Annotated in this window: 36 protein-coding genes; 19 read left to right on the top strand and 17 right to left on the bottom strand. The window is 38.3% G+C overall.

Going from position 1 to position 22,715, the window contains the following annotated elements; genetic code table 11:
* Positions 1 to 14 precede the first annotated feature (14 nt).
* Together R7Q39_RS18865 and R7Q39_RS18860 are read left to right on the top strand one after the other, a co-directional pair.
* Entirely contained in the window at positions 15 to 320 is a 306-nt protein-coding gene (locus R7Q39_RS18865; RefSeq protein ID WP_318076575.1) for a zf-TFIIB domain-containing protein, read from the top strand.
* Positions 321 to 369: 49 nt separating this feature from the next.
* Positions 370 to 789: a YopX family protein gene (locus R7Q39_RS18860; protein WP_053314177.1), complete on the top strand. Its 420-nt coding sequence runs from the start codon at positions 370 to 372 to the stop codon at positions 787 to 789.
* Positions 790 to 836: 47 nt separating this feature from the next.
* On the opposite strand, the gene R7Q39_RS18855 is transcribed toward R7Q39_RS18860, so the two are convergent.
* The 7 genes from R7Q39_RS18855 to R7Q39_RS18825 all read right to left on the bottom strand — a co-directional run bounded on the left by R7Q39_RS18855 (position 837) and on the right by R7Q39_RS18825 (position 4,207).
* Positions 837 to 1,358, bottom strand: a complete 522-nt coding sequence (locus R7Q39_RS18855; protein ID WP_318076574.1) for a hypothetical protein — start codon at positions 1,356 to 1,358, stop codon at positions 837 to 839.
* Positions 1,359 to 1,447: 89 nt separating this feature from the next.
* A complete protein-coding gene (locus R7Q39_RS18850; protein ID WP_318076573.1) occupies positions 1,448 to 1,732 on the bottom strand; it encodes a hypothetical protein in 285 nt (94 codons plus the stop codon).
* Positions 1,733 to 1,745: 13 nt separating this feature from the next.
* Positions 1,746 to 2,564, bottom strand: a complete 819-nt coding sequence (locus R7Q39_RS18845) for a hypothetical protein (protein ID WP_318076572.1) — start codon at positions 2,562 to 2,564, stop codon at positions 1,746 to 1,748.
* A gap of 62 nt (positions 2,565 to 2,626) precedes the next feature.
* On the bottom strand, positions 2,627 to 2,926 hold the full coding sequence (locus R7Q39_RS18840) for a hypothetical protein (protein ID WP_021486150.1): 300 nt from the start codon (positions 2,924 to 2,926) through the stop codon (positions 2,627 to 2,629).
* A 21-nt stretch (positions 2,927 to 2,947) separates the two neighbouring features.
* Entirely contained in the window at positions 2,948 to 3,139 is a 192-nt protein-coding gene (locus tag R7Q39_RS18835; protein WP_053314173.1) for a hypothetical protein, read from the bottom strand.
* A gap of 12 nt (positions 3,140 to 3,151) precedes the next feature.
* Positions 3,152 to 3,454 (bottom strand): hypothetical protein, encoded by a 303-nt coding sequence (locus tag R7Q39_RS18830; protein WP_045592270.1) that lies wholly within the window; start codon positions 3,452 to 3,454, stop codon positions 3,152 to 3,154.
* Positions 3,455 to 3,553: 99 nt separating this feature from the next.
* The gene (locus R7Q39_RS18825; protein WP_094131918.1) at positions 3,554 to 4,207 is read right to left on the bottom strand and encodes a hypothetical protein; all 654 of its coding nucleotides are present in this window, start codon (positions 4,205 to 4,207) and stop codon (positions 3,554 to 3,556) included.
* Positions 4,208 to 4,389: 182 nt separating this feature from the next.
* Between R7Q39_RS18825 and R7Q39_RS18820 the strand changes: the two genes are divergently transcribed.
* Positions 4,390 to 4,629 carry an addiction module antidote protein gene (locus R7Q39_RS18820; protein ID WP_318076571.1) on the top strand — a complete coding sequence of 80 codons (240 nt, stop codon included), beginning with the start codon at positions 4,390 to 4,392 and terminating at the stop codon, positions 4,627 to 4,629.
* On the opposite strand, the gene R7Q39_RS18815 is transcribed toward R7Q39_RS18820, so the two are convergent.
* From R7Q39_RS18815 to R7Q39_RS18790, 6 genes are all read right to left on the bottom strand, one after another.
* Positions 4,617 to 5,180: an NUDIX hydrolase gene (locus R7Q39_RS18815; protein WP_053314169.1), complete on the bottom strand. Its 564-nt coding sequence runs from the start codon at positions 5,178 to 5,180 to the stop codon at positions 4,617 to 4,619. The two genes, R7Q39_RS18820 and R7Q39_RS18815, sit on opposite strands and share 13 nt — an antisense overlap.
* A gap of 99 nt (positions 5,181 to 5,279) precedes the next feature.
* A complete protein-coding gene (locus R7Q39_RS18810) occupies positions 5,280 to 5,882 on the bottom strand; it encodes a hypothetical protein (protein WP_318076570.1) in 603 nt (200 codons plus the stop codon).
* Between the two features lie 12 nt (positions 5,883 to 5,894).
* On the bottom strand, positions 5,895 to 6,425 hold the full coding sequence (locus tag R7Q39_RS18805; RefSeq protein ID WP_318076569.1) for a hypothetical protein: 531 nt from the start codon (positions 6,423 to 6,425) through the stop codon (positions 5,895 to 5,897).
* Positions 6,426 to 6,496: 71 nt separating this feature from the next.
* A complete protein-coding gene (locus R7Q39_RS18800) occupies positions 6,497 to 7,633 on the bottom strand; it encodes a hypothetical protein (protein ID WP_318076568.1) in 1,137 nt (378 codons plus the stop codon).
* Positions 7,634 to 7,764: 131 nt separating this feature from the next.
* On the bottom strand, positions 7,765 to 8,268 hold the full coding sequence (locus tag R7Q39_RS18795; protein WP_318076567.1) for a hypothetical protein: 504 nt from the start codon (positions 8,266 to 8,268) through the stop codon (positions 7,765 to 7,767).
* Positions 8,269 to 8,296: 28 nt separating this feature from the next.
* Positions 8,297 to 8,743, bottom strand: a complete 447-nt coding sequence (locus R7Q39_RS18790; protein ID WP_021485990.1) for a hypothetical protein — start codon at positions 8,741 to 8,743, stop codon at positions 8,297 to 8,299.
* Positions 8,744 to 8,890: 147 nt separating this feature from the next.
* Here R7Q39_RS18790 and R7Q39_RS18785 point away from each other — a divergent pair, with 147 nt between their 5' ends.
* The 12 genes from R7Q39_RS18785 to R7Q39_RS18730 all read left to right on the top strand — a co-directional run bounded on the left by R7Q39_RS18785 (position 8,891) and on the right by R7Q39_RS18730 (position 19,301).
* A complete protein-coding gene (locus tag R7Q39_RS18785; RefSeq protein ID WP_318076566.1) occupies positions 8,891 to 9,283 on the top strand; it encodes a hypothetical protein in 393 nt (130 codons plus the stop codon).
* A gap of 348 nt (positions 9,284 to 9,631) precedes the next feature.
* Positions 9,632 to 10,192: a hypothetical protein gene (locus R7Q39_RS18780; protein WP_318076565.1), complete on the top strand. Its 561-nt coding sequence runs from the start codon at positions 9,632 to 9,634 to the stop codon at positions 10,190 to 10,192.
* 46 nt (positions 10,193 to 10,238) lie between these two features.
* Entirely contained in the window at positions 10,239 to 11,372 is a 1,134-nt protein-coding gene (locus R7Q39_RS18775) for a hypothetical protein (protein ID WP_318076564.1), read from the top strand.
* A 173-nt stretch (positions 11,373 to 11,545) separates the two neighbouring features.
* A complete protein-coding gene (locus R7Q39_RS18770; RefSeq protein WP_318076563.1) occupies positions 11,546 to 12,877 on the top strand; it encodes a transposase in 1,332 nt (443 codons plus the stop codon).
* Positions 12,878 to 12,886: 9 nt separating this feature from the next.
* A complete protein-coding gene (locus tag R7Q39_RS18765) occupies positions 12,887 to 13,189 on the top strand; it encodes a hypothetical protein (protein WP_318076562.1) in 303 nt (100 codons plus the stop codon).
* A 109-nt stretch (positions 13,190 to 13,298) separates the two neighbouring features.
* The gene (locus R7Q39_RS18760) at positions 13,299 to 14,165 is read left to right on the top strand and encodes a hypothetical protein (RefSeq protein WP_318076561.1); all 867 of its coding nucleotides are present in this window, start codon (positions 13,299 to 13,301) and stop codon (positions 14,163 to 14,165) included.
* Between the two features lie 146 nt (positions 14,166 to 14,311).
* Positions 14,312 to 14,791, top strand: a complete 480-nt coding sequence (locus tag R7Q39_RS18755; protein WP_318076560.1) for a hypothetical protein — start codon at positions 14,312 to 14,314, stop codon at positions 14,789 to 14,791.
* Positions 14,792 to 14,972: 181 nt separating this feature from the next.
* Entirely contained in the window at positions 14,973 to 15,611 is a 639-nt protein-coding gene (locus R7Q39_RS18750; protein WP_318076559.1) for a hypothetical protein, read from the top strand.
* A 180-nt stretch (positions 15,612 to 15,791) separates the two neighbouring features.
* Positions 15,792 to 16,826, top strand: coding sequence for a ParB/RepB/Spo0J family partition protein (locus R7Q39_RS18745; protein WP_318076558.1), 1,035 nt, complete (start codon positions 15,792 to 15,794; stop codon positions 16,824 to 16,826).
* A 66-nt stretch (positions 16,827 to 16,892) separates the two neighbouring features.
* Positions 16,893 to 17,567, top strand: a complete 675-nt coding sequence (locus R7Q39_RS18740; RefSeq protein ID WP_318076557.1) for an Ig-like domain-containing protein — start codon at positions 16,893 to 16,895, stop codon at positions 17,565 to 17,567.
* A gap of 116 nt (positions 17,568 to 17,683) precedes the next feature.
* A complete protein-coding gene (locus R7Q39_RS18735) occupies positions 17,684 to 18,544 on the top strand; it encodes a hypothetical protein (RefSeq protein ID WP_318076556.1) in 861 nt (286 codons plus the stop codon).
* Positions 18,545 to 18,677: 133 nt separating this feature from the next.
* Positions 18,678 to 19,301 carry a hypothetical protein gene (locus tag R7Q39_RS18730; RefSeq protein WP_318076555.1) on the top strand — a complete coding sequence of 208 codons (624 nt, stop codon included), beginning with the start codon at positions 18,678 to 18,680 and terminating at the stop codon, positions 19,299 to 19,301.
* A 122-nt stretch (positions 19,302 to 19,423) separates the two neighbouring features.
* Here the strand turns inward: R7Q39_RS18730 and R7Q39_RS18725 are convergent, their stop codons facing one another.
* Positions 19,424 to 19,816: a hypothetical protein gene (locus R7Q39_RS18725; protein ID WP_318076554.1), complete on the bottom strand. Its 393-nt coding sequence runs from the start codon at positions 19,814 to 19,816 to the stop codon at positions 19,424 to 19,426.
* Between the two features lie 185 nt (positions 19,817 to 20,001).
* Here R7Q39_RS18725 and R7Q39_RS18720 point away from each other — a divergent pair, with 185 nt between their 5' ends.
* Genes R7Q39_RS18720 through R7Q39_RS18705 form a run of 4 tightly spaced genes read left to right on the top strand, consistent with a single transcriptional unit; the run spans position 20,002 to position 21,437 of the window.
* On the top strand, positions 20,002 to 20,361 hold the full coding sequence (locus tag R7Q39_RS18720; RefSeq protein WP_318076553.1) for a hypothetical protein: 360 nt from the start codon (positions 20,002 to 20,004) through the stop codon (positions 20,359 to 20,361).
* A 49-nt stretch (positions 20,362 to 20,410) separates the two neighbouring features.
* Positions 20,411 to 20,704, top strand: coding sequence for a hypothetical protein (locus tag R7Q39_RS18715; protein ID WP_318076552.1), 294 nt, complete (start codon positions 20,411 to 20,413; stop codon positions 20,702 to 20,704).
* Between the two features lie 36 nt (positions 20,705 to 20,740).
* The gene (locus tag R7Q39_RS18710; protein ID WP_318076551.1) at positions 20,741 to 21,064 is read left to right on the top strand and encodes a HigA family addiction module antitoxin; all 324 of its coding nucleotides are present in this window, start codon (positions 20,741 to 20,743) and stop codon (positions 21,062 to 21,064) included.
* Positions 21,051 to 21,437, top strand: a complete 387-nt coding sequence (locus R7Q39_RS18705) for a hypothetical protein (protein ID WP_318076550.1) — start codon at positions 21,051 to 21,053, stop codon at positions 21,435 to 21,437. Before R7Q39_RS18710 ends, R7Q39_RS18705 begins: the two co-directional genes overlap by 14 nt.
* Before the next feature lie 41 nt (positions 21,438 to 21,478).
* Here the strand turns inward: R7Q39_RS18705 and R7Q39_RS18700 are convergent, their stop codons facing one another.
* From R7Q39_RS18700 to R7Q39_RS18690, 3 genes are all read right to left on the bottom strand, one after another.
* Entirely contained in the window at positions 21,479 to 21,877 is a 399-nt protein-coding gene (locus R7Q39_RS18700; RefSeq protein ID WP_318076549.1) for a hypothetical protein, read from the bottom strand.
* A 263-nt stretch (positions 21,878 to 22,140) separates the two neighbouring features.
* Complete coding sequence (locus R7Q39_RS18695; protein ID WP_318076548.1) at positions 22,141 to 22,458, bottom strand: hypothetical protein; 318 nt, start codon at positions 22,456 to 22,458, stop codon at positions 22,141 to 22,143.
* Positions 22,449 to 22,691, bottom strand: coding sequence for a hypothetical protein (locus tag R7Q39_RS18690; RefSeq protein ID WP_318076547.1), 243 nt, complete (start codon positions 22,689 to 22,691; stop codon positions 22,449 to 22,451). The genes R7Q39_RS18695 and R7Q39_RS18690 overlap by 10 nt, the downstream gene beginning before the upstream one ends.
* Between the last annotated feature and the right edge of the window lie 24 nt (positions 22,692 to 22,715).

Raw genomic sequence — 22,715 nt, 5'->3', positions numbered from 1 at the left:
TTTTTTGAGGATATATGTTTTTTAAGAAGAAGCAGCCCTGCTTTAAATGCGAAACACCTACAAAACTGACTTTTGAGAAAAAACCAACATGTGGAACATGCAAGATTGAAATCTTGACGAGTCGTGAAGATGTTGTTTTATGTCCAACAGATGGTCAAAAAATGGAAAAGGTTGTTTTGGAAGAGTCTGAAATTATCATTGACCGATGCCCTGTATGTAAAGGGGTATGGCTTGACCCTGACGAGCTTGAAATGCTCAAAGACTCATCAACCAATTCTAATTTATCCACAGGCATTTGTTTGGGTATTGCTATCGGTTAAACTAGAACCATAAATAATATTAGGTTTTATACAGTTAAATAGGGCGCTTATGCTTGAAGCAAAATACAAGGCAGTGATTCTTAAAGGCAAGAATGCCTCAAATCAGATTCATGATGTACTAGCCATAAATTTCAAAGAGAAAACTGTTCAACTTTCTGGTTGTCCCGCACAGACATCGTTAAAATCAGTTTCTTTATTACCTTATACCCAAATCAAGGATTCAGATGGGAAAGAGTTGTACTTAGGTGACTTGGTTCGATGCCACCATGACGAGATGATTCGCGAAGTAGATTGGAATTATGAAGACTGTGGTTTCATCTTAAGAGAGTATGGTGAAACTCGTGACAGTAAAGATGAGACCAAAAAGAGATTCATGGATCCTCTATATTTTTCTGACACAAAAGTCACGTTTTACGCCAATAAGCATGATGGCACTACGGATGAAAGAGATTTTGTTCAATACATTTAACAACAAAAAGCCATTACTCAGTAATGGCTTTTTTCTTTATCAATTTTCTAAGATCTGAACCTATTATGTCGCTCATCTTTTTCTGCTTGTTCACACGCGGTACTACAATATCCAGTATAAAACACAGTTGGGTAATAAGTTTTATTACAATAGAAGCAGCGCTCTTCCTCAACTCGCTTAGACTTAGAACTGCTACTTCCACTACTGCTACTACTGGAAGTAGACCCCCCAGAAGAGAACGCAAATAAACAAATCAAGCCTACAACAAACACACCTGTCATGATTGATTCAACGATCTTAAAGGCTGTCATCGCCCATATAATAACACCAATAGTTAGAACTATTAGCAGCCCAATGAGAAGATAATGAAACGCCCACTCATAAAGGTGATCAGTATTTCCTTTTTCATTCCACACAAAGAATATGTGATATGCGCAAAGAGTGATCCACACAGCTATAGAAAAGTATCTGCCTTTCCCATCAAATGCAACAATTGCTATCTCAATAGCGATAGATAACAACAAAGTAAAAAATATCAACTTCTTGTTTAGATGTTGTAGTCCCAACATTCCATTTCCTTATATTCCATACAAAAAAACACCCTTACTGGATATGCAATAAGGGTATTATCACAATAATCAGTGATTATTCAATGACCTTAAAGCTCTTTTGTAGAAAGCACAGAATCATCCATAGCAAAAACCTGCAATTTTCCAGGTGTAATTTCTGCATATGTCATTTCATTTCTAAAACTATCAAAGTCTTTAAGATAAGCTATACCCTTTAGGATTTCTTTAGGCTTTAATCCAGGCACCTTTTCAGACTTACCATCAACAGTGTTAATAACCGCGCTTTTATCACTGGTAATGCCTGGTGACTTCTTAATACTGGTGATTGATTCAATGTTAATTACTGAATCTTCATTAACTATAATGAATTTCATGGTCTAACCTTATTTATTGAATAATTGTTTTTTGATTTGCTTCTAGCAATTCTAACAGAAACTTTTTCATTTCAAAGCTTGAAAGGTTCATACCCTCTAGCAATTCTGCTGATACATCTTCACCTTCGTTCAGAGCATTCATAATCTGACAAATCTTCGAAAAGTCTTTGTTTGTTCGTAGAATCCCGATGAGTCTACGAGCATGGATATTTGCAATATCTTGAATTGAGTCTTGCCCCCACACCCAATCTTCCAAATTTAGTAGAGGAATCGAAACCAGACTGATCCATCGATCTACAGATTGTCGCCCAAACGTCTTGAACGGATGCGTCTGGAACATTGTAGAAATAGGCTTAGTTGAACGAGACAAACACTCTTCAATAGTTGGCAGATCCAAATCTTCGTAATCTCTGATCTGACTCCAGTGATCACCAAACAGAATCTCAACAACCATGTTGTGACAATGAGACATCGCTAAGTGTGAGATCATAATCATGCTTTCATACTCAGACTCATAGTTTTCCTCATCAAGCATATTTGAAAACAGAGCGCGAAGATGTTCTTCGTTCACCTCATCCTCAAGACATACTTCTCGCCCAAACGATGCATGTACAACATTCCCTTTACTGCGAACAGGGAATAAGTCCCAACTCATGATATCTGTAGTAGGTAGACCTGTAGATTTTGTCACAATCACCGTAAAGCCATTCCCTTCAATTTTTGCGACATCATTGTTTTGGTCAATGACCTTAACTGGACGCCCATCTTGAAGCTCTAATTCGGCTTCCCAATCAATTTTTGTATTAACCACATTCAAAGGGATGTTTTTCATTTATTGCACCGTTTATCTATATTTTAAATTTGTAACTTAACCTCACAAGTGAGGAAGGTCGATTAATGTTTTGTCGCTTCTGTGTCTGGAACCCAAGCGTCAGCGCCTGCTTCCACACACTCTTTGATCGTTGCAGAATGCTCGCTAACCGTCTTTACACTTAAATACTGCAAATCCGCTGGTGGTTCGCAATCCCAAGATTCTACAAAGCTCTTAGCTTCAGACTCATTTTTGAATGTTACTGCCGAGACTTGACCTACAGGATCCAAATTAGACCAGAACCCCAACCCAATGAATGAGCCAAGGTAAACACCTTGATCTTTTGAAAACAAGATAATCCCATCAAACAATGCTTTATCCATTATGACACCTCAATGTATCAACTAAACTGGTTGTTTATTAGTTAGTGCAATCCAAGCAATCCAAGCACCCTGTGCCATTTCTTCCTTGTACCAACCCGAATCCCAAACAAACTCCCATTCGAAAGTAAGATCATGATTTGGATGAATTGACGCAAACCAGGATTCGAATTCCTCATGATGCTTGAGGTATAGCTGCTCTGAAGCTGATGGCATAGTCAAATTCCTTTAAACTACTTTTAGATTTCCAATGCGACCTTCTGAGTCGTTAAACAAAAACAGGTTTACTTGAGAAGAATCCGCAGGAGACCAGTTATCTACATTCAACCCACTTAAAATAGTCGTCATGTATTCATTGTTGGTCGCTTTAGCTTCATTAATGGCATTGGTCTTTAACCATTCATTAATGTTTCTTGAATTGCGCTTTTCAGACTTGTAGTTAGTTCTAGGGAATGGAGTGGTAATTCGTCCAGAAACAGTTCTAAAAACATCACCTTCTAAAAGCGGAATACTTTCATTATTTACAGGCATTTCTAGCTCCTTTTTTCATAATTATATGTGTTTAATTATTAAAGTCAATAAAAAAGGGAAGGCAGAGCCTTCCCTAAATAATTCATCAGTTCTAACTGGTTATGCTGTCTGAGCATCGCTTACCGTATTAATAACGATACCTTTTCCTTTATGCGCATTTTCAACCATTTCTTTTAGGTCTTCAATCTTACGCTTGAATTCAGGATCAACCACACCGCTAGCTTTATGCTCTTCAATTCGAGCCTTAACGCGCTGCTTGTATTGAGGAAAGTCAATTTGCTCCCATTGCTCATGATCGACACCATGAAACTTCCAGAAATTATCTACAGCATCGGCTTGGATAACTCGCGGACAACGCTTTTCAGAAATCTTAACTGGAACACCATGAGCAAGAGCCTCAATATCTGGAACCATTACAACAACTTCAGTGATTCGAGCGCAGTCCAGCTTAGGACTCTCTTTCACGCCTTGTCGAGCTTCTTCAAATGACATGAAGTAAGCAACAAACTCACCATTTTCAGCTTGGTAAATTGTGTGTTCTTGAGTTTGTGGCAAGTTTTTACTTGTACGGGTAAAGCAGTGACCAACAAGCAACGCTTCAGGGTATGGAATATCAACGGCAAAGTTCCAAAACATTGCCTTTCGCATTACCTGACCACGATTTCGCAATGTATCAGCAATACCTTTCTCAAGACGGTGTGAGTAATAAGCTACATGTTGAGAAGTGCGAGAACGTAGAACGTGCATTTTCATGGTGGACACCTTTATTCTTTATTTATTCAATTTGTACTTTGATGTTTTTAATTATACATATATAAGTTAGTTGGTAAAGTGTTTTTTGAATAAATTATTAAATTTCAAACCGCGTCCTGGATTGCTAACAAACCGATAAACAGGTAGGATTGTCGAAATTTCAATAAGAAAAAAGAAAGCAGATGAAAGATACAATCGAGAAGATAAACCAAGCGATTGAGAGGTGTGAGCATCAAGAACTAGCTTACCAAGTAGGCAAGATCGCCAGAAAGAAGGGGATGAGTCACCTTGCTGACAAAACAGGGCTTTCTAGAGAAACCCTGTATCGAACATTAAGCAGGAAGGGAAATCCGTGTCTTAAAACCTTGCTAGTCGTTATGAATGAGTTAGGCTTAAAGCTAAGCTGTGATCAATCAAGCTGACCTGAAACGAACAAGGATAAAGAGAATAAGGTCAATATATCATGACAATCATCGTGCGACATCAATTCAAGGCATTCCTTTTTTGTAAATGATTTAACATCCGAAATCGCCTCCCCATATTCCCTACATTCAACACCATCTTTGAGTGATTTTGCAACGAATAGGCTAGTAATTAGACCGTTATCTGGAAACTCTTTAATGATTTGGATATCTTCGGCAATCAAGCCGATTTCTTCTTCCAGCTCTTTATTCACGCACTCAATAGGGGATAGACCTTCAACACCAAAACCTTTCACAATTTCCCATCCCCAGCGCCTTGTATGATGCCTAAAATTCCTCACAAGCATGAGTTTGCCATCCTCATTGATTGGCACCACCATAACACCGTAGGGAGCGTTCCACGACTCGCGAATGTACGTTCCTTTTTGACCATTGGGGAATATGACGAAATCATCATACAAGGTCATGAATCTATTGGAAAATACAGGATTTTCTTTTTCTATTTCGATTTCACCCTTGCGGTGATCTCCAAGATATATGTCACTTTTCATAATATTCTTTGTTGTTATTTATTTAGTAAATTATAAATTATATGCAACAAAAAAGAAACAAGCCCGTCATTGACGGGCTTGTGTGATACATGGGATAGATTAATTTTGGTTTTTTGCTGCGAAGTAATCAGCCTTCTCTTTAGCAAATTTCAAATTTTCTTCAAGTCGCGCTTTCCAAATTTCACTATTGCTGTCTTCGTACTCTTGAAGAGAAGCCACTTTTTTCATTGATTGTAGCGGAGTTACGTGCCAGATTTTGGCTTCTACAGTGCCACATCGGTCACTATCGGTGAAAATATTAGCGTATACCACACAAGGGAACTGATACAGCTCATTATCAATTTCAATATTATCTTCAGTCAAAAGGTATGGCTTTAATCCGAATTTAGCAATTGGCTTTAGCGCTAATTGGTGTTCTTCGAATAGCGGATTCACATCAAAAATAGGTGCGATATACACTTCTTCTTCGATCCGATTTGCTAAGTACAACTCGGTATCTTCAGGATATTCAGGGTCAAATTCAACACCTTGATCGAGCAATTCCTGCTCAGTCATTTGTCGCGTTAAAGCTTTAATCCCCAAATGCTCAACATCTTCAAAATCCGTAATGCCAATCTTATTCAAAAGAGTCACCAGATCAGATTTTGACTCTAGAAGAATATGCTCGCCTTCAGGGTTTCCCCAAATTGTTGTAAAACTCATCGTAGTAAATCCTTAAAGTTGAGCCTGGATCATTGCAGGGTAAGCGACATGCATTGATTTTGATTGCACTTCGAAGCTATGCTCCCAAGTAGCGCCAATTTTGAAAAAGCGAGTGACATGACATTCCTCTGGATTATTGTCAGAGATACTTAATACCGTCACATCTACGTATCGATTTACAACACAAATTGTTGGAACCGTACCTCGATGGCACATTTCAAATTTGTCTACAAAACCTTTAATGCTGTCTTGATTTTCCCCGAGCTGTTTAAGCTTGTGAGATAGCTGGCTTACAGCCAACTCACTCATCGCAATCTCTAAAGACTCCAGGTTTTCAAAACGACTCGAATCGATAGTGGATACGTCGATATTTGTTGAGGCTACAAGGTTACGGTTACAGTTCAAAAGACGAAGCTTTTTAAGAGCATCGTTATTAGTTGATACTGTATTATCACCTTTCAACAGACTATTCTCGATATTGTCATTTTGAATCACTACAAAAGTATTATCTTGCTCATCATTAACAATCATATTCAATTTCATAATGCGTATATCCATTAAAATTTAATGATGGAATCCAAAGGCTAGCATTGCATCTGAATTCCCTTTATTTGTTAGGCTGCGAGCTGACTAAGGTCAGAAACTGTATCTAGTTCCGAACGATAGAAATAAGCGGCACATCCGAATTTATCCATGTAGCTATCATCTTTGCCAAAACATGCTTTCCAACCGTTAATCTCAGGCACCACCATAGATTTGATATTGTGGTCATGACCAGATCCCCAAACGGCATCAAAAAGCGCAATCGCACCGCGTTGGATACGGCATGGCTTTGTCAAATCACGGAAGATAAACTGGTAAGCATCCATATAGCCAAACCAAATTGGTAAACCACCATATCCAGCATTTCTTAGCAGTTCAATCATCCCTTTGGTATTGATAAGTTGTTCGCTTCCTTGGTTAAGCGAATACTCCGAAATGTTAAGAAGGTATTCTTTTTCTTCCTCAGTCAGGTCGCGATCAGCCTGATTAACAAAATCTTCGATTTTGATGTTAGCAAGTGCCATTAAGTACGCTAGTGGCTTGTCGCTCATCGCTGTATCAAGATCGCTTGAAACATTACTCTTATACTTCAAAGAAAACGTTTCATCTTCAGCACTAACGGAATCCAAATCAAAGAACGGATTGAACTGCAACTCGAATCGCGAACCGTAATGCGCAAACAAGTCTTTTGGAGTCGTTTTGTCGGATTGCTCCAGTAGTTCTGATAGTAATGGATTAAGGATATCCTCAATGTCGTCATCAATATCAAGACAGAAATCGATATCGGCATCATCACAAGCTTCAAAGATTTTCGAGCATAGACGATTTAAAATTTCTTGGGATTTAGCTTCATAATATTGAAACTTGGAATGAGATTCTGCACATAATCTCCCCAGGAACTCATCTAGATTATCTAGGTACGCCTTATTCAAATCAAACGCCTCTCCGTTGATTTCAGCGCGTTTCATCTGACCTTTTGCTGTGTTCTCTGCAAGCTTAACGAGTCGCATGACTTCTTTTTTCATCACAAGCGAACCATCTAAAACATTGCCGAGTCGATGGATATTGAAGACTTCACAGTCATGAAAAACAATACCATCTTTTAGTTTCTCAATAATCTTTGTCGCTAGAGATTCATTTGTGTCAGTCTCACTCACACAAACATAGATAGTTTCATCACATAGCGAGAATTGAATTTCGTTATTCATTTTGGCGGTGTCCTTTAATTTATTTATTGTTCGATTATACATTGATTGCATTATCGGTCAATATTTAAATAAATAAAAAAGCGGTGCAAAAACCAGTCTCGCACCGTAATTTTGGACACAATGAAAGGGAACTACACCTCTTCCCAACACCAGTTACTCGTCATAAAGCTGACCACGACAAGTTTCTTGCCATCGACTTCAATCTCGAAGTCATTCATCTCATGGGTGTAGTCATTTTCCAGCTCTTTTAGAGTAAAGCACTTATTCTCATTGTCACGAACACAATGGTAGTAGTCTCCTAACTCTTTATTTACAGCCTCCGCGATATTGCAGGCAACTTGAATCTCGAACACTGGCTTTTCGAATCCGTTCCATAGGTCGCCAGGAATTGCGTAACCTTCAAAGGTGAGGTTCGGATCGTTATCAATAGTAAAAAAGCCTTTCTTGTACGTTTTAGGGATGCCGCTGTCCGCAATCTGGAACCCTTCACGCACTTTCAAGTTACATACACGAGTAACAATACCGCCACCAACAGGAAAAATACATGCGTGACCATCTTGGAGACGCACCTCATAGTAAACATCGTCTTTTACAAGCAGCTTACTCTCTGTAAGAGCCTTATCAAAAATATCCACTTTCACGCCCTTATATCATCTTGAAAAATTAGAATGGAATACAATCATTCAAATTGCAACAAGCTTCTTTTCTAGCTTGTCGCTCAAAAAATCTTACTGATGGCTTGGAGTGATTGTAATTGTACAGATAGGCTTTTCTACTGAACTCAAACAGCTTTTCACCACCAAGCTTTGTCAAAGCATTCATCTCGCTTTCGCTGGTTGTACTATACGAAAACACTGTACTATCTAATCGATCATTCGGAATGACAGATAACTGTTCTCTTGCTGTCTTTAGCGTTAACTCGTTTGCGCTCAAAATCGCATTCCAAACGTCAACTCGCAGAGTAGTAGGGCAATTTGCACCATCTGTATAGTACAAAAACATACAGTGAGGACAGGCATCAAAACGAAAACCGTAACCAGAAGAATCATATTTAGAAAGCGCTGGCTTACCACAATTTGGACATTTCGAGTAATATTCCGAACCTGACATTTCATCACCTAATTTATCGATTAGAAGTTTTCTTGTTCTTTATTATATATAAGTTGGTTGCGTGGTCAAATAAATATTAAATAATTAAATATTGACTTTGGTTCTTGCTTGTGTATAATTGAATAAAACTTAAAGAGGAATAGCGCCATGCACAAGTTCGAATCAATCACTGACCTACCAGGAATCCAAAGACTCATCACTAAAGGTGGAGAGAAAGTAAAAATCTATTACCGTAAAAATAGAGATAATTTAGGCTTAGATTTAGGCATGGGTTTGGACTTTGTGAAAAAGCACCACTCATTACCTGACACCGAAGAATTGCTAAAAACACACTACGGACTGTTCTGTGAAATCCAAACGCAAATTGCAGTAGAAGATCTGTTTTGCTCATTTCAGGGTGAATCATATAGCCCAGAAGGTGAAGCAGCACCTTTCATTAAAGCGCAAGGCTTATTCCATACCAGCATGAGTGTAGGAGACATCATTAAGTACGGTGACACTTACTACTTTGTGGACTCATATGGTATGACAGAGATGTAAACCATTGTTCATCCCCTCCTTAGGGAGGGGTCTATAAACATCAATTTTCCATGATTATCACAATGTAAGATTCAATGAATAAATCTTCAAAAGACAACAGTTCTCATAAAGTGAGCTAAGAAGCAAACAAGTTTGCAGATATCAATCTTCCTCGCTCTTTCTTGTAACGAGTCCGAATTAGAGGGGCGTTTGCATTGCGATTTCTGTGATTGCATTTTGGATAACCACGATACAAAAGAGCTTTACCGCAGTAATAATTGCGCTTAAATATCCTTTTTTAACTATTAAATTATTGACTTTAACATTAATGTCTGTATAATTAGAAACATAGAGATTAAGGAGCAAGCCATGAACAATCTAACTTTAGACGAAATCCAGAAAATCCACGATGAAATTCTTGAACAATGTTCTAAAGCCATTCCGACCAAAAGCTGGAAGTATCAAGTAAACAGCGCGGTACGAGTGGGAACATATCAATCTGCTTTCGCTAAAGCACATGTTGATGGCAATGGTGATATCTATGTAAGCGTTCACCCTCTTTTCCTACAAACACGCTTCGTTAATAAGCTTAAAGCAGTGATGGCACATGAATTTACGCACTTTGTTTTAGGTTTAGATGAAAACCATAATAGCAAATTCAAACGTTTTGAGTCATACCTGCTAGATAACATTGATTGCGATCTAGATGCTGCTAAATCTGAAGCTGACGAGTTTGTAAACAAGATTGATTTCAAATGGACAGTAATCGCTCATCTGGTAGACGGTACAGAGCTATTCATTGGCGGTGTTCACAGAAAGACAAAAACCTATTCAGAATACCCAAGAACAGAGCGTGAAAAGCACACGGTAAGCGTTGGTGAGCACAGAGGTAAAACCGTAGCTCGATACGAATTTATTCAAAACAGATAATTAAGGTAAGCCCCGCCTTCGGGCGGGATTTATAAGGGATTAAGCCATGTCACAAGCAACAAATATTCTATCTGAAACACTATTAAGCATTGATGAACAATCAAACTTAAAGTCTTACTTTGAGCAATCTGAAAAGGCATATTTGATCTATGCTTTTTCAAACCCTGTGGCTGTAGAATATTTCTCAAGCACGTTTATCCAAATCACAAACAAAATTCCACTTTCATACAAGGGTGTAATTAACTATGTTGCTTGTGAATTTGAATCAGCCAAAAAAGCCCAAGAATTCCGCAATAAGTTTGACTCTGTTATTTTTAAGATTAAAGCGACTGATACAATTTTAACAAATGACTACAGTGAAGAGTGGTTCAAAAATACGGTACTTGCAGAAACTAGCGATTTACTTCCCTTATCTGCTTTTGTGACAAGTAGTAGCACACTTAACACTGGCGATGATGAAAAAATCAAGAACGCTCAAAAGACGTATCAGCGTGATTTGAAAACCTTGCAGGTTTTAACAAAAAATGAAACCAAATCTTTTAACCACATTATTGACCGCGTTAAAGACATTTTGGTAAACGGTGGAATGTTTTTAAATCAAGCCGATTGCAATGTTGTAATTGATTACTACGTTTCTTTGATGAAAAGCATCCCATACTTTGCTGGTGGTGTGGATGAATTCATTAGCTCAAAACTCACAAAGTACATTTGCGATAGAAAAATGGCTCTTGCTGAGTCCAGCATGTCCCAGCACGAAATCATGCAGGATGAAGGTTTCAGACCATTAATTGCGTACAACGCTGATTACTCAAGCATTGAAATCACCAAGGAGCAACGTAGCGCTCTCCACGATAAGAAGCTACCAACGGAAGTGAAGAGCATCTTGAGTAGCGTTCAATTGACTGATAAGCAATGGCGCAATATCGCTCAGGAGCTACAAAACGTTTTGACACATTCTTACCTAGATAATAATTTTACTAGCAGCAATGATGTTAATGATAAAGAATATGGTATTAGGCAACTTATCCAAATCGCGTTTCAAACATTTAATACGCAGCTTTTGTACAAGTATTTAAATGACATCTCCAACTCTCTTAACGAGATGAGTATGATCGAAACGGTGGATAAACTTAACTTAATCCATAAAGAAACAGCAAGCCGACTAGTCTCTGTGAGCTAATATGAAACAAAATGCACACAAAGATAAATATCGCTCGCAAGGGGCGATATTTTTATCCTTCCTGTCCGAAAGACTCTATCTAAGTCATGAAGTGATTTAGGTGGAGATGGATAGGATATTTTCGTAATAAGATAAAATTTGAAACACGGTAAAACATGAGTTAAATTAGTCAGATGAGATCAGAAAGAGTGTTAATAAAGCCTAATCATGATGATTATTCTTCTTGCAAGAAAATCGCACGATTAAGCAAGCAAGTCTTTAATCAGGCGTTGTACTACAAGCGTCAGGCTTTCTTTCGCTCTGAATTTCTTTCATTTTCTAATCTCGACCAGCTAATGAAAATTCACCATAAGTCGCTTTACGATTCATTGCCTAATGCTGGTTCTCAAGCAGTGATTAAAAAGCTGAGTGGTGACTTTGATAATTTCTGGAAAGCCTTAAATGATTGGAAAGCACATCCAGAAAAATACACTGAAAAACCACAAATACCGAAGTATAAAAAACAGGGTCAATTAAAGACTTTTCTTTTACCTGCAAAGCCGATTTCAGTAAAAGAATCACATATTCTTTTGCCAAAGAAAATGAATATTTCCCCTGTCATTAGCCGATTTGCAGAAGATAAAAAGGCTAATTCAAGCTGTGATATTTTCAAGGAAATTCGCATTGTCCCTCACGGGAGTTGTTTTTGGATTGAAATCGTTTATGACGAAACCCAATCCAAAAATCACTTTAAACAAAATGTAAAACTCAACCCTGATAATAAGTTAGCTATTGATATTGGCATTAATGTTCTGATGGCAGTAACAAGCAATCAAGCCAATTTTAAGCCTGTCTTGATCAACGGCAAGCCAATCAAGAGTATTAATCAATATTTCAATAAACAGAAAGCTAAACTCATGAGTCAGAGCAAGAAACGCAAGATTAATAAGCTTTCGATAAAACGCTACAACCAGATAAGAGATTACTTCCACAAGTGCTCAAATTACATTCTCCAGCTTTGTTTAAAACACGATGTTGGCGAGGTCATTATCGGTAAAAATAAAAACTGGAAACAGGCGGTCAACATCGGCAAAGTAAATAATCAGAAGTTCGTTTCTATACCTCATTTCCAGCTAATTGGTCAGCTTAAATATAAGCTCGAAGCCTACGGCATCCTAGTTCGAGAGCGCGAGGAAAGTTACACCTCTAAAGCGGACTCCTTAGCTTGTGACAAGCTTCCTGCATATAAAAAAGGAGCTTCACACATCTTTGGCGGAAAACGGGTTAAGCGTGGCTTATATCGCTCATCAACAGGTAAAACCATCCACGCTGACGTGAATGGCTCCTTGAACATATTAAGAAAAGCATCGAATGATGACTTCATTGAAGGTCTAATTCGTAGTGGCTGCGTCTTTCAGCCGAGCTACTGGACACCGAATGGTTCAGTGGTTAAAAAATCAAAACCGTTAGACTGTTTCTCTGACGGGGCTGATTTTAAGCTCCATCTAAATAGCATCGCTATTTAGGTGGAGTTATTGACTGCACTACCTAACTCTAATATAACTGCAAAAGTATCATTCAACGATAGCAATAAAAACACAATTAATGGAATTAGCACTACCGCAACAGAGGTGAAGTTTAAGCATTCCTTTAAATACGATACTGATACCGAACAGAGAGTGGTATTTAAAGGACTGCTGGCTAGCGAAACCGCAAAATTTGAAGTTTTTGATGAGGAAAATGCACTGGTATTCACTGAATTTGTGGATTTATCTAAGAGCAAACAAAGAATTTTAAAGGTGGCAAACTTATGCGCACCAGCATCCAATGAACAGTAATCCTTAGACATAAATCAATTATTTTATTAATTAAAATTTGACTCATTACCTTGTTTGTGTATAATGGTAAACATCAAGAGAGAACATCTCCTTCACAAACAAGGATATCATGATGAATCAAGTCGAATTCAACACTTTTCTAAGAAATCAAAGTAAAGCAACGGAAGTCCATGCAGATCTATTCAGTGATGGTTCTCTTATGTGTGGTCACTACGACAATAACACTGTCCACGTTTACCGTGAAGATGGTCTTCTCCACCGTCTTGATTACAGCGGTGATACCATTGTTAAGCATGATGCAAAGGTTGTATGGAACATCTATGAGCTTTGCTCTGCAAGTAAGCACTTTGCAAAAACCACGGACTACGACTTTGCTACCGTAATTTCAGGCATGTCTGATTTCACATTCAACTTTTCACCTCGTGAAGTAATCGATGGCGAGGCTAGCTCTCTACCTAAGCATGAAGAGTTAAAAATTTCTGTTGCCAACCAGGACGCATTAGCGAAAATTCGCGGTGAATTTCATAATGTGATTGAACTCATTGCAGATCAGAATCTTGAGATTCAATTCCTTATTGAAGACTCACTTGCGAAGAATAAGACCAAAACTGAAATTGCGTTTAACGGTGATAAAGTTCCTCATTACGAAGTATGCGCACTTCGCTCGCACGTAATGACAGCCTTTGAAGAGGACGACCCAAACTACAAGTTTGCAGATCTAGCTCTTGAATTAAAAACCGCATTCTGGTGTTTAGAGCACACATACTTAAACGCTTCTAAGCGAGACTTCATCGAAGGGAAATTTGATGAAAGCCCTGAAATTTTCTACTCAAAAGAGAATTTTGCTAAGCTTTTAGATGAGTGCCGTAGAAAATCTCATGAGCATAATGAAAGCTGCTCATTATCTACTGAGTTTATCGACCAGGTATTCGACACAATTGAAGAAATGGCTGATACCTTTATGACCGCCTGTTAATCTCAGAACAATTGATATTCTTATAAAGAGGGCTAAGCCCTCTTTCTTGTTTGTCAGAGAAAATTTAATTGTTTTAATTATATATCATTGCGATTCCAGAGTTATGATGATATGATAGAGTCATAAATCGAGAACGAGGAACCGCCATGAATTCTAAACAACTTTTTAAGACTGAATACGAAGTGTCATTTGATGACAATGAAAGTTTTCAAGTTCGTCTAAACCTATACAAACCAAATCCTGAAAAGCCAGGATTGCTGACTTTAGATCGCGTTCTCACAAATGCGGAAGTTGAAGAGCAAATCTTGAATGCGCTTCGCCAGATTAAACTAACCAACAAAAACAATGAAGTTATGGATGCGTACCAATGTGCTGAGTACGTTATGTATGATAAGTATCAAGATGAATTCAAAGCTGATGCATTATTCCCTTATCATAACTCTCATATTGTTGTTTCTTGTGGTCACGGACACAATGAAGGGCAGCAAATCTCAATCTTAGCAAGAGACACTAAATCGGGTGACTACAAGCATTTTTGTAGCATCAAATACTTTATCGGCTTACAAGATGTATCAAGAATCTCACTAGCTCTTAATGAAGCATTCCATAATGGACTGTTCAACTAACACATAACTATTTGAAATAATTATGAGGCGTAAATATCTATGATGTTTACGCCTTTTTTAATTATTAAATATTGACATTAAAGCTTATTAATATATAATCAGGAATATAAACAATGTAAACCAAATCAATTAAGGATTACCTATGCTTTGCAATGAGATCGCTTACAATCGTATCAATGAAATGGCTCTTAAAGGTGAAACCTTCACTCCAGCTCAAAGCGCTTATTTGAACAAGATCACTGAATTATCAAACGGTACATTCACCACTTTATGCAAGCAAGTGAAAGCTTTGAATGTGGAAAGTAAAACGAGCTATGACTTTGTAATGGTAGTACGAATTCTTTTCAAAAACTTTGTAGCCAATCAGTTGATTGATAACGGAATCCATTATTCTGATTATTGTGTAGCATGGAATGCTTTTGCTGATGCCATGCCTGAAGTAGAAGAACAGTACATTTTAAAATCAGATTTTGTTGAACTGAATGCCTCAGATACCGATAAAACGTTTTTCGCAATTGCATTTACAAAATTCCCAAACCCTGATTTTTCAGGCAGCAGCGTGAGCGAAGAGGAAATGGCTGAGCTTGAAGCATATGCATTATCGATTCCTCAAGATGAGCGTAACCAGGATGCCATCAGCAGTGTTAAGCAGGCATTCGGAAAGCTTGAAGAGCAGGGTGGTTTTGATTTCTCTGATGTGCTTTATGCTGTTCAACTTCCTCGTGAAACAGCATCTAAACTGCAATCAGCAGTTCACACATACAACTGCACAAGCGTAGATTGTTTGAGTGACCATATGACTTTAAACGTCCACTGGTAATACTGGCTAATCCTGTATCTAGCGCATTTTTAAAAGTGCGCTAGTGATAGAGGATACGATCAGCTTAAGCCGCTCAATCAAGCAAAATTAAGTATTGACTCTTAACTTAATTCATGTATTATTATAAACATTAAGGCGTGTGTAGCGCTCAATTAAAGAATACGAAAGAAGGAACAAACTATGGCGAAATCTAAGAAGGCAATCGGTACGGCCTCAGCAACTGCTACAGGGGTCGCTCTAGCTACAAACCAAACTCTACGCAAGATTAGCAATGAAGGTAATGTTGACGTTAAGCGTATCAATGGCTTTAAAGCTGACCCGCGTCTTCTGTGGATCGAAGAGGGTTACAACGTCCGCGAAATCTGTCCAGATCACGTCGAAGGTTTTGTTCGTTCTTACACTGACGGTAAGTATGTTCCGCCAATTGAAGTAGTTGTCGTAGAAGTTGACGGTGTTCAACGCCTTAAGGTTATCGAAGGGCATCACCGCACAATCGCACTTCAAAAGCTGATGTCTATGGGCGCAAACGTAGAAGAAATCCAAGTTATTGAAGTCCAGGGAGATGAGATCGCTCAACTTTCTCGAATGATTAAATCATCAGAAGGGCGCGAGCTAACACCAATGGAAACTGCTGGTGCATACCACCGCATGAAGCAATTGGGTATGACTCAAACCGAAGTCGCTGAAGAATTGGGAACAACCCCTGCTCAGGTATCTAACTACCTTCAACTGCTTAAAGCCCCTGTAGAGCTACAAGCAATGATTCAGTCTGGTGAATACTCAGCAACAAGTGCCTGGTGTAACATCCGTAAATGTGGCTCTGAAGCAGCTCTGGCGATTGCTAAAGAAGAGGTTCGCGCCAAAGCAGAAAAGCAGGCTGCTAAAACACAAGGCAAAAAAGTACCTAAAACTAAAACCACTTCTAAGCTTAAGAAGCTACGACTTGCCCCTAAAAAAGTAGATAAAATGAGTAACATCGTAACATCTTTGGCGGATCAAGTTACTCCAGAAGCAATTGAAAACAATCAAGGAGTTGAGCTAACAATGGATGTTTCTGTTGCGCAACTTATTCTTTCTCTAGCTGGTGAAGTGAGCGAGATTAACTCTCACAATGCTGAAGCTGAGCAAAACCTAAAGCAAATCGCCGCTTTAAAAGATTATGAAGCACCAGAAAACTCTGGAGCCTATGAAGAAGCAGAAGAAATCGCTGCTTAAACCGCAAATAGTTATTTCTATTTGCAATCAAAAAACGAGTAAATAGCAACTTAAAGGATGTGCTTAATGAAAAAAACTCTGTCTGCAATCGTACTGGTATTGGCTACGGCTTCAGCTTCTGTCTCTGCGTCAGAACTATGGGGATACATGCACCAAGCATCTGACACAGGCATCTCAAGCCATGACCACATTACCAGCGACTCAACGCCAGAATTTGTTTTTGAAACCCAGCGTTTTGAGTGTGTCGATTACACAGTAATTAATACAGAAAGCGGATCCGAGCAATCCGACCAACATTGTCACCGCCGTGGTTATGATGGTCGTCAAATGCAAACAGTGACCCTACCTCATTTGGAAGATGGTCATTATGTGATGAAATACTTAAGCAATAAGCGTGGCACCGAACAAAAGGAAATCAAGTTCGAGATCGATACTGTTGCAAAGTATCAGCGTGGAGGCTCGCCACGATTTAACCAGGATACTGGTCTATTTGAAGGTGGATTAAAACTTGAGCCAAACACACCATTTACTGTGACTATCACTAAAAGTGGCGAGCTAGGCTCTGCCGTACAAGACCACAAACTAGCGGTTAACGGAATTGCTGACCAGTACGGCATTGCTAGATTTGAAATCGAACCTCACCGTGGTGAAGGCTCATACGTCTTCTGGATTAACAGTGAAGATGTTGCAGGCAACAAGCAAGCTATCAAGTTGCTCTCAACCTACACAGTAAAACAATAAGTAAGCACCTAACACTAAAACCCTGCAACAGTTGCAGGGTTTTTTATTTGTTTAATTATTTACTCTTAACCAAAAAACGATATAATTACAATAAATTAAATTAACAGGCAAATGAGATGGATAAGACTCAAGCAGAATTTTTATCGGAACTTTTTAGTGAAAACAAAAAACTGAAAACCGATCTCTTCACACCAAACATTACTGTTGCTGTGGCTATTGGCAAAAACACAAATGACATCATTCACCTATACACCGATACCAGAGGGATGATGTATCGCATCACCCTGAGTGAAGATGATGAAATCAAAGAATGCACTGCATTTAAAAAACTGCTTGAGCATGATAATGCCTTTGGTCAACGATGCACTGTTATTCCTGAGCTTTCGGATATGGATTCTATCATCAAGTTCAAAGCCATTTATAGCGATTTAGAAATGGCGAAGTATGGTGCAACCAATCATAAAAACATTCGAATCCTGAGAGAAAATGATTTGCTTATGGCAAAAGACTTACCATTAACTCTCGAACACAAAGAGTTCCTGGCAGCTCATGAATTTCATGCTTTTGTACTGGTATCTACCGACCATATTTTAGATAGCTCTGTGAAGCAACTGCTCTTACACTCTCTAAATGAGTATTCTGACAGAGACAATTTCCAAGTTGGATGCCTTCGGATTAAGACCCGAATGCAAGATATTCATACACTCAAAGACAGCATCAAGCTTCTTGAGGAACTAAAGACCCTAGATCCTGAGCTGTATGATATTCTAGTCACTTTAGAATACTCATTACTTGATCTTCTCTATGCTGAAAACCTATCGCCAGAGCAGGGCATTGAACTAGCTAAAAAGCATATGGAAACAATGTTCCCAGATGAAATGAAAAAAGGTTGTGGTCATAAACTTCGAGAGAATGCTGCATTTAACATTGACCGTTTTGCACAAGTCATTTTTAAGCAGACGAACAAAGATCGATAAAAGGCGCACCAATCACTATGGTGCGCCTTTTTATGCTTAAATAGCGGAAGCTACAAATTAGCATACTGGCAATAGCTACTGGATTACTTTAATATAGAACTATAAAACAATAAATAATATTGAGATTAAATAAATGCTGAACAATGGAGCGCAACTTAAAATTGCAATAAAGCAAGGTGGACTAAAGATACACAATGAAAAAGGTGAGCTTATTGAGCAAGGGACCAAGGATTGCTACACGGTTGTCATTTATGATATGAACAATAATTTTTTAGCGCGTGGCTCTATGGTTCAGGTTGAAAATAACCTCTATGGAACATGCGGTAGTGTGGCTAGGAAAGGCTTTGGCAATCTTTTATACAACACTATGGCAATGGTCGCTGAAATGAAAGAAATTTACATCTGTATTGATAGGTATGCAGCATTCGTTGATGCAATAGATGACATTTATAGTCGAATTCATAGTAATAAATTTGCTAAATCAATCGCTATTGATGACAAGCATAGTGAAGATTATTTCAATTTAGACAGAAAAGATGACTTCCCCCATCTATTTCATGGATATCAGCTTCCACAAACTACGATATTTAAAAAATCCATTGTTACTTATAGTAAATTAATTGACAAGATGCTCGATGACACTAAAACATACTTTTACCGCTCTTATGAGATTGAGAGCGGCAACGAGTGGATAGATAAAGAGCTACCAATTATCTATAAAGTTGACAGAGCTAGGAGTAATGAGCTTTCTGTTTGAGAAGATTCACATCAATGATTACTTTAAATAGATAATCAAAGATCGATAAAAGGCGCACCATTCACTATGGTGCGCCTTTTTATGCTTTATTCACTTTAACCCATCTTTGATGGGAAAAACGATTAGGCTTGGTTTTCGTATATCTGTCCCGTGAATTGACCATTTCTTCTCACGGTTTCCTGGAATGACTTCAATCGCTCTCGTAATTGGCTTGTTAGCTTATCTTCAACGTAGTCACTGGCTCTCTCTACCATGTAACTTCCACTATAATCTTTAACCGCAGGTAGGGCGTTATACTCAGCTCCAATCTTCAGCTTTTCGATCATGTTACTGGCTTGCGTGTAGCCATTAGCCGCGATATAAGGCACTGTTCTACTTTTAAGCCCAACAAGGCATCCTGACTCATCAAGAAATCCATACTCCTGCTGAAACGCTCCAGACTTCCTTACAAGCACAATTGTAAATTTAGTGTTCTCTGTCACTTCTTTCTTCGTGTAGTAATTGGCTTCAGTCATTAGAAATACCCTGCTTTGCTTTTCATTATTATACATAAATTAGCATAAAAGTAAAAATTAAACAATTTATTAAAGCGAGGCTTTTTAATTATTTAATTATTGACTGTGAGCGTTAATGATGTATAATTAAATCAAAGCTTGGAAATGCCAAGTAAAGAATAAACCAATTCAAAAAAGGATTCTGTATGCAATATGTAGCTGTTACCCCTGACTTTGAGAGCATCACTCTTACGGATTTCTCGAATATTAGCAACAAAGCCAACGGTTCAGTGCTAGTTATTACAACTGAGCCAAAAGCAATCCATCATGCTCCAGCATACTCAAATTCTGAGCTTGAAGTTCCAATCTCGAACCAAACACTTGTCTCTATCCAAGAGCTTGAAAATCTACCGAATGTAGAAAAAGCTGTTTCTCTCAAACTTACAGTAGAGCAACACAAGCAGGCTAAGGAATGGTATGTAAAAGGCTTTGGCTTGTCGAACATTGCTGAGCATTTCGGTTTGAACAGTGATGAGATGCGTCACGAACTAAACAATCACTATTGATTATTTCCACCCTCGGTATCGAGGGTGGTTAATCTCGCGAGAGTGTGGAATGAAAATTATCGAAATTAAGCCGAACATGGTGAAGGTTGTTATCGGGGTAGACCTAAAGGATTTTGACGAAATCAAACAGATCCTTATCGCTTCCCCTGGTTGTGACCATGCGTACAGCAATACAAAAGGTGATTATCTTATTGATGGATGTTTTTTCAGAAAAGATAGTGACCCAATCACTCAAAAAGAAGCCGAGAAAGTGCTTAGCCTCATCGAAGCTGAGAAGCTGGCTTTAACCAAAATGATTGAAGATGGTCACATTAGTATGTTGAAAATTATCTGTTTAAGTTAGATAATTGATAAATAAATTATTTATTAAGATATATAAATGTCTAACTCAAAATCAACTTCGAGAAGTGTAGGGGAAACTCTACTAAAAAATTTCTTGGAGCCAATGAACATAAAAATCGCTGACCTATCTAACGCTATTAATGTTCATAGAAATACTGTGAGCAATCTCATTAATGGTAAAACCTCATTAACTGTTGAGTTAGCGAGTAAGCTCGCCATAGCTCTTAACACTACTCCTGAGTATTGGCTTAACATCCAGCATCAAATAGATTTGGATTCCTCCAGAAAGCTAATGGCAGAGCTGGAAGATAGCGTTATCACAATTGACAACCGCTATGGAGCTTCTTGTGAACAAAATTAACCCTTTTACTTTTATCGTTATTTCTATTACTTTCGTCGCTTACTTAATGTTTTTTGGTGAGTCTGTTCGCTTTAGCCAAGACATTGGAGCCTCTTACTATTGGTGGCTGGTGGCGCTTGGTATAGGCAGTATTTTATTGATCTCTAAAACTAGGAAAAGGCTAGGGTACAAGTATGAACTTAATGAGTTAGTGCTATCACTAACCATTGGATTGTTTATGCCAATCGCATTACCATTCACATTCTTATTCCTGGATTTAAGCGTTTCACAGGTTAAGCACCAGAATCTAGGTCACATCGTTTCAGGTCTTACTTTCATAGGGATTTCTTCCCTTGGCTTTATCGGAAGTAAAGATGCAAATAACGCCCACTGAGGGCGTTATTTTTTATCTCTTTAAAATGATTTCGGTTTGCTCTATTCAGAATTCTGCTTTTCTTGCTTAAGCTTTTCTTCAAGCGCATTTACCAATTGAATTGGGATCGCATAGATGCAGACAAAGATATTATCCTCATAGTACCCATTAATGTGCGTAAACGGCACATACTCATCGCCAGTCTTTAGCCTCAACTTAAACAGTTCAGGTTTCGAGGTAACAATCTTAATCGGATAGCAAAGACTCATAAAATCCTTTAGCTTGTCGATGTCCTCATCTAGATAAAAGCCAAACTCATAGTAACTTTGAACTTCATTATGGGACATATGGCAAGTGATTGAGTCAAGATACTCTTTCGGTAAATGGGATAGGTCAACGCCAGCATGTTCTAAAAGCCGCTGAGCCTTCTTTTTGGGGTGTTTTCTTTTAATTGTTGTCATGAACTGATTGATCCTAAATTTATCAAATTACTACCTAAACCTCATACTTGAAGCCCAAATTGCTCTCAAAATACTCAATAACCCCATCTGTCAACACTTCTTCGTATTCTTCTTCAGAGACTATCATCATATAAATGATCGACTTACCAATCTCAGATTTAGTTTTTGGAGGTTTTTTTCCTTTGCTGGTGAATTATCTAAAACATATTCTTTTTGTTCTTCATCTAGAGAATAAAAGCTCAATGCAGCTTGCTTAATATTTTTCAAGGCTTAATCCACCCCAAATTAATTGCTTCACAGCTTAAAACAAAGAGAGATTTTAGATTAACTGGTTTATTTTTGTTTTTGGCGTTGTAAAGCTTCACATCGAATTCACTTAGATGTAAGCAACCCAAACCGCGAACACCACCATTAATGATTCCTTCCTTCATCTCTAGCTGACAAACGTCACGATGAACGTATTCGCTCGCTGTGAACTGCTTATTGTAAAAACCCGCGATAGTTTCACCAGCTTCTAGCCGTTCAAACAGATCTTCGAAATCCACACTCAACTGATAGGGAATGTTTTTCTCTACTCGCATGAATCCTCATCCTTTTTGAGATAATACATTCGCTCTTGAGTACTGGAAAACACAAAAGAACCTACCTTTTTACTGTTTTCCCCAACTCTTCGTAAGTGAGCAATTCGAGCACCGTTACCAGGTTGGGACTTAGACATGCAGTTATCCCAAATCTTGTTTGCCATATCCCAAGCACCAACGTTACTACCATTCGCCTCATTGAGAACTGCAATCATTTTCTGTTCAAGCGTCATAATCACCTCAATACCGAAAGACCC

Origin of the sequence: Vibrio sp. 947, assembly GCF_033339115.1 — a bacterium.
In the GTDB taxonomy this organism is placed as follows: Bacteria; Pseudomonadota; Gammaproteobacteria; order Enterobacterales; family Vibrionaceae; genus Vibrio; species Vibrio alginolyticus.
The sequence above is the reverse complement of the archived record's forward strand: the minus strand, read 5'-3'. Positions and strand labels throughout refer to the sequence as shown.

Excerpts from the sequence above, each read along its gene's own strand:
- R7Q39_RS18720 (WP_318076553.1), top strand. The coding sequence starts at position 20,002 with ATGCAATATGTAGCTGTTACCCCTGACTTTGAGAGCATCACTCTTACG.
- R7Q39_RS18760 (WP_318076561.1), top strand. The coding sequence starts at position 13,299 with ATGATGAATCAAGTCGAATTCAACACTTTTCTAAGAAATCAAAGTAAA.
- R7Q39_RS18750 (WP_318076559.1), top strand. The coding sequence starts at position 14,973 with ATGGCTCTTAAAGGTGAAACCTTCACTCCAGCTCAAAGCGCTTATTTG.
- R7Q39_RS18840 (WP_021486150.1), bottom strand. The coding sequence starts at position 2,926 with ATGGATAAAGCATTGTTTGATGGGATTATCTTGTTTTCAAAAGATCAA.
- R7Q39_RS18835 (WP_053314173.1), bottom strand. The coding sequence starts at position 3,139 with ATGCCATCAGCTTCAGAGCAGCTATACCTCAAGCATCATGAGGAATTC.
- R7Q39_RS18770 (WP_318076563.1), top strand. The coding sequence starts at position 11,546 with ATGAGATCAGAAAGAGTGTTAATAAAGCCTAATCATGATGATTATTCT.
- R7Q39_RS18825 (WP_094131918.1), bottom strand. The coding sequence starts at position 4,207 with ATGAAAATGCACGTTCTACGTTCTCGCACTTCTCAACATGTAGCTTAT.
- R7Q39_RS18815 (WP_053314169.1), bottom strand. The coding sequence starts at position 5,180 with ATGAAAAGTGACATATATCTTGGAGATCACCGCAAGGGTGAAATCGAA.
- R7Q39_RS18810 (WP_318076570.1), bottom strand. The coding sequence starts at position 5,882 with ATGAGTTTTACAACAATTTGGGGAAACCCTGAAGGCGAGCATATTCTT.
- R7Q39_RS18740 (WP_318076557.1), top strand. The coding sequence starts at position 16,893 with ATGAAAAAAACTCTGTCTGCAATCGTACTGGTATTGGCTACGGCTTCA.
- R7Q39_RS18800 (WP_318076568.1), bottom strand. The coding sequence starts at position 7,633 with ATGAATAACGAAATTCAATTCTCGCTATGTGATGAAACTATCTATGTT.
- R7Q39_RS18820 (WP_318076571.1), top strand. The coding sequence starts at position 4,390 with ATGAAAGATACAATCGAGAAGATAAACCAAGCGATTGAGAGGTGTGAG.
- R7Q39_RS18845 (WP_318076572.1), bottom strand. The coding sequence starts at position 2,564 with ATGAAAAACATCCCTTTGAATGTGGTTAATACAAAAATTGATTGGGAA.
- R7Q39_RS18775 (WP_318076564.1), top strand. The coding sequence starts at position 10,239 with ATGTCACAAGCAACAAATATTCTATCTGAAACACTATTAAGCATTGAT.
- R7Q39_RS18805 (WP_318076569.1), bottom strand. The coding sequence starts at position 6,425 with ATGAAATTGAATATGATTGTTAATGATGAGCAAGATAATACTTTTGTA.
- R7Q39_RS18865 (WP_318076575.1), top strand. The coding sequence starts at position 15 with ATGTTTTTTAAGAAGAAGCAGCCCTGCTTTAAATGCGAAACACCTACA.
- R7Q39_RS18780 (WP_318076565.1), top strand. The coding sequence starts at position 9,632 with ATGAACAATCTAACTTTAGACGAAATCCAGAAAATCCACGATGAAATT.
- R7Q39_RS18715 (WP_318076552.1), top strand. The coding sequence starts at position 20,411 with ATGAAAATTATCGAAATTAAGCCGAACATGGTGAAGGTTGTTATCGGG.
- R7Q39_RS18850 (WP_318076573.1), bottom strand. The coding sequence starts at position 1,732 with ATGAAATTCATTATAGTTAATGAAGATTCAGTAATTAACATTGAATCA.
- R7Q39_RS18730 (WP_318076555.1), top strand. The coding sequence starts at position 18,678 with ATGCTGAACAATGGAGCGCAACTTAAAATTGCAATAAAGCAAGGTGGA.
- R7Q39_RS18695 (WP_318076548.1), bottom strand. The coding sequence starts at position 22,458 with ATGCGAGTAGAGAAAAACATTCCCTATCAGTTGAGTGTGGATTTCGAA.
- R7Q39_RS18725 (WP_318076554.1), bottom strand. The coding sequence starts at position 19,816 with ATGACTGAAGCCAATTACTACACGAAGAAAGAAGTGACAGAGAACACT.
- R7Q39_RS18735 (WP_318076556.1), top strand. The coding sequence starts at position 17,684 with ATGGATAAGACTCAAGCAGAATTTTTATCGGAACTTTTTAGTGAAAAC.
- R7Q39_RS18755 (WP_318076560.1), top strand. The coding sequence starts at position 14,312 with ATGAATTCTAAACAACTTTTTAAGACTGAATACGAAGTGTCATTTGAT.
- R7Q39_RS18690 (WP_318076547.1), bottom strand. The coding sequence starts at position 22,691 with ATGACGCTTGAACAGAAAATGATTGCAGTTCTCAATGAGGCGAATGGT.
- R7Q39_RS18710 (WP_318076551.1), top strand. The coding sequence starts at position 20,741 with ATGTCTAACTCAAAATCAACTTCGAGAAGTGTAGGGGAAACTCTACTA.
- R7Q39_RS18855 (WP_318076574.1), bottom strand. The coding sequence starts at position 1,358 with ATGTTGGGACTACAACATCTAAACAAGAAGTTGATATTTTTTACTTTG.
- R7Q39_RS18790 (WP_021485990.1), bottom strand. The coding sequence starts at position 8,743 with ATGTCAGGTTCGGAATATTACTCGAAATGTCCAAATTGTGGTAAGCCA.
- R7Q39_RS18745 (WP_318076558.1), top strand. The coding sequence starts at position 15,792 with ATGGCGAAATCTAAGAAGGCAATCGGTACGGCCTCAGCAACTGCTACA.
- R7Q39_RS18860 (WP_053314177.1), top strand. The coding sequence starts at position 370 with ATGCTTGAAGCAAAATACAAGGCAGTGATTCTTAAAGGCAAGAATGCC.
- R7Q39_RS18830 (WP_045592270.1), bottom strand. The coding sequence starts at position 3,454 with ATGCCTGTAAATAATGAAAGTATTCCGCTTTTAGAAGGTGATGTTTTT.
- R7Q39_RS18700 (WP_318076549.1), bottom strand. The coding sequence starts at position 21,877 with ATGACAACAATTAAAAGAAAACACCCCAAAAAGAAGGCTCAGCGGCTT.
- R7Q39_RS18785 (WP_318076566.1), top strand. The coding sequence starts at position 8,891 with ATGCACAAGTTCGAATCAATCACTGACCTACCAGGAATCCAAAGACTC.